Below are 3,003 nucleotides of genomic sequence, written 5' to 3' on the forward strand. Positions count from 1 at the left end.
AAGAAACGTCTAATTTAGATGAGAATGAATATAAACTTATGTATTCAGATGTGGGTCTTGATTATATAGATAATAGCAATGGTTATTATTACTTCAGAGCAGAGAACAGAGTAGAAGCAGATCTAATAATAAAAAATGAACAGGGAAGATATTTAGGTAGATTAAATTCTCAGAAAAAAGTAATATTGATTGTAGGGATAATGAACATTTTAGTATTTGGAATAAATATATCCCATTATATAGGTGAAAATGTATCCTACTATTGGACTGCATATTTAAATTTAGCATGTGCTTTACTTTGTCTATTTGGATATTTTGGAATAAAGTCGAAGATAAAAGAATTGAAAGAAAGTGGTGTTGTTCAACCTTACAAAACTAAACTTAAGGACTGGAATTCATTATACACAATAAGTGTTATTTGTATAATCTTTATAATTATATATAGCATTATAGCGGTAGTAGAGAATTTTATATAAAGAAAATGGCTTGTCATCAAGTTATAACATCTACATGATAAATAATGAACTCTAGAAATAGAGTTCATTTACCATTCAAGTTGAATATAATAATAGGTTTACCCTTGCTATTTATCTAGTTTTAATTCCTTTGAATTTTTTATTATAGTAAATTAACAAATATAATAAAGGAATAGCAAACCATATAAATTGACATGTTGGAACAACAATAGCACAGTCAAAATAAAAACTTAAAACAAACATTGATATTGCTATAAGAAATGATAAATAAGCAAAAATCTTAGTTGCTTTTCTCCAGACTTTTTCATCACCTATAGCCCAAGGATTTTTTAATTGCATATTTTTATAAATTTGTATTTTAGGTAATAGATTTCCAAAGTACATAATCACTATAGCGTTTATACCAATAGTCATCTTATCATTAATTTCATTTGAAAATAATTCATCTAAACCTAAGAGAGGTGATAGCTCTTTACCTATAATAACTAGTAAAAATAATAGTTGTATAGATCTAGCTGTTTTAACTTTAGGATTATCTTTTGATAGTCCTAAAATTTCTGGAGCCTTTATATATACTCCAATTATCCATATAACAAGTAAAATTAATCCTATTCTTTCCATATTATCCTCCTATTTATTTGTAAAAATATCTAAAAAGTTTCCGAGAACCTCTTGAATAACCGAGGTATTTATAGAGTAAATTAAAAATTGTCCTTTTTTCTCTGAGCTGATAAGTTCTGCAGCTCTTAAAATGTCTAAATGCTTAGATATAGCAGGCTTAGACATTTTAAAATAACTAGAAATTTCTCCTGCATTCATATCTCGCTCATTAAGTAATTTTAAAATATCTCTTCGAGTTTCATCACTTAATGCCTTAAATACTTTAACCATATTCTCCTCCTTACTATAAATATAAATATTTAACTAAATGGTTAAATGATTATATTTATAGTATAGTCAAGTTAATAAAAAATTACAACTGTCTTTGATAAAATTTAAAATAATAACTAATCGCTAAATTCAGGCTTAGAGAATAGCATTTAATTTACTTAGATTATTACTAAGATTATAATTTAAGTATAGTCCACAATTGTTATAAATTGAATTGATACTTAACTATATTAATATAGAAGAATGTTACAAAAAATATAGTGGATTGAAGGGAGAATTATGAATAAACAAAAACAAACAACAGACATTAAAGAAAAACTAACTAAAATATTTTCATTTATAATACTACTTGGAGTTGGGGGTATAGTTGGAGCGATAGGTGGAATGATGGCAGTTGAAGAAGGTAGATCACCTCAAGGTAATATTTTAGGATTACTTTTAATTTTTGCTATTTTCATAATAGCATTTACAGTTCAAATAATTTTACATGAAGCAGGTCATTTAATATGTGGACTAATATCAGGGTACGATTTTGTATCATTTAGGGTTGGAAGTTTAACTCTTGTAAAGGAAAATGACAAATTTGCTATAAAAAAGTTTAATATCAAAGGAACAGCTGGACAATGCCTTATGATGCCAAAGGAAGATGATTATGAAAAAAGCCCATATGTTTTATATAACTTAGGCGGCATATTAATGAATGCTATTATAACAATTTTATGTTTTGTTCTATATGTGATATTTGGTGGTAATAGATATTTAGATGTAATTTTAATTGCTATGATTGTTAGTGGTATAGGTACTTTTATAACTAATGGAATTCCTATGAAAATAAGTGGAATTGCCAATGATGGATATAATTTAGTTTCTATGAAAAAGAATAAGCTTGTGAGATATTGCTTTTATATGCAATTAAAGGTAAATGGACTTACAAGTAAAGGAACAAGGATAAAAGATATGCCATTAGAATGGTTTGAAATTGATGAAAAAGCTGACTTTAGTAATCCATTAGTAACTGGTATTAAATGTACTGAAGCTAATTATTATCATGATAAGTTAGATTTTGATAAGGCAAAACAATGTTATGAGTTTTTATTAAATTATAGTCCTAAAATAGTTAAATTGTATGAATATGAAATAAAATGTGAACTGATTTTTCATGAGATAATAGGAAGAAGAAATGAAGATAAAATAAATGAATTATATACAAAGAATTTGAAAGCATATGTTAAAGCAAGTAAATGCCATATAAATAAAATGCGTTTAATGTATGCGTATGCTTTAATTATAGAAAAAGATATGAAGAAGGTTAAAAAGATATTAGATGAAATTGAAATAGTGAAGAAAAGATATCCTAATAAAGGGGAAGTTGAAAGTGAACTTGAAATAATTGAATTTATTAGGAAAAATTTTGAGAGCGCTAATACTACGATATAAAGTAATAGTTTACAATTTTATTAAATTGACAATTAAGCAGGGTAATAGAATCAAAACTATTACTCTTTTTTGTTTTTTAATAAAATACTTTATTTGAGAACATTTATAAAATTGTATTTATTGCACTATAATACTTAGGGGAATATACAATGTATTAAAATCAAAACAAATAAGTTATATAAAAGGTACACATTATTTT

At 25.5% G+C, this 3,003-nt stretch carries 4 protein-coding genes; 2 read left to right on the forward strand and 2 right to left on the reverse strand.

From position 1 onward, the window contains the following. Window positions 1–476, forward strand: a 476-nt coding sequence (locus tag VLM92_RS02405; RefSeq protein ID WP_325274758.1) for a hypothetical protein, incomplete at its 5' end; no start/stop codon positions are given. A gap of 111 nt (window positions 477–587) precedes the next feature. Here the strand turns inward: VLM92_RS02405 and VLM92_RS02410 are convergent. Together VLM92_RS02410 and VLM92_RS02415 are read right to left on the reverse strand one after the other, a co-directional pair. Next, window positions 588–1,097, reverse strand: a complete 510-nt coding sequence (locus tag VLM92_RS02410) for a hypothetical protein (RefSeq protein ID WP_325274759.1) — start codon at window positions 1,095–1,097, stop codon at window positions 588–590. A gap of 9 nt (window positions 1,098–1,106) precedes the next feature. After that, window positions 1,107–1,367 (reverse strand): autorepressor SdpR family transcription factor, encoded by a 261-nt coding sequence (locus VLM92_RS02415; protein ID WP_325274760.1) that lies wholly within the window; start codon window positions 1,365–1,367, stop codon window positions 1,107–1,109. Between the two features lie 279 nt (window positions 1,368–1,646). Between VLM92_RS02415 and VLM92_RS02420 the strand changes: the two genes are divergently transcribed. Continuing rightward, window positions 1,647–2,804, forward strand: a complete 1,158-nt coding sequence (locus tag VLM92_RS02420; protein ID WP_325274761.1) for a site-2 protease family protein — start codon at window positions 1,647–1,649, stop codon at window positions 2,802–2,804. The last annotated feature ends 199 nt before the right edge of the window (window positions 2,805–3,003 follow it).

The organism is Romboutsia sp., assembly GCF_035470145.1.
Lineage (GTDB): Bacteria > Bacillota > Clostridia > Peptostreptococcales > Peptostreptococcaceae > Romboutsia_D.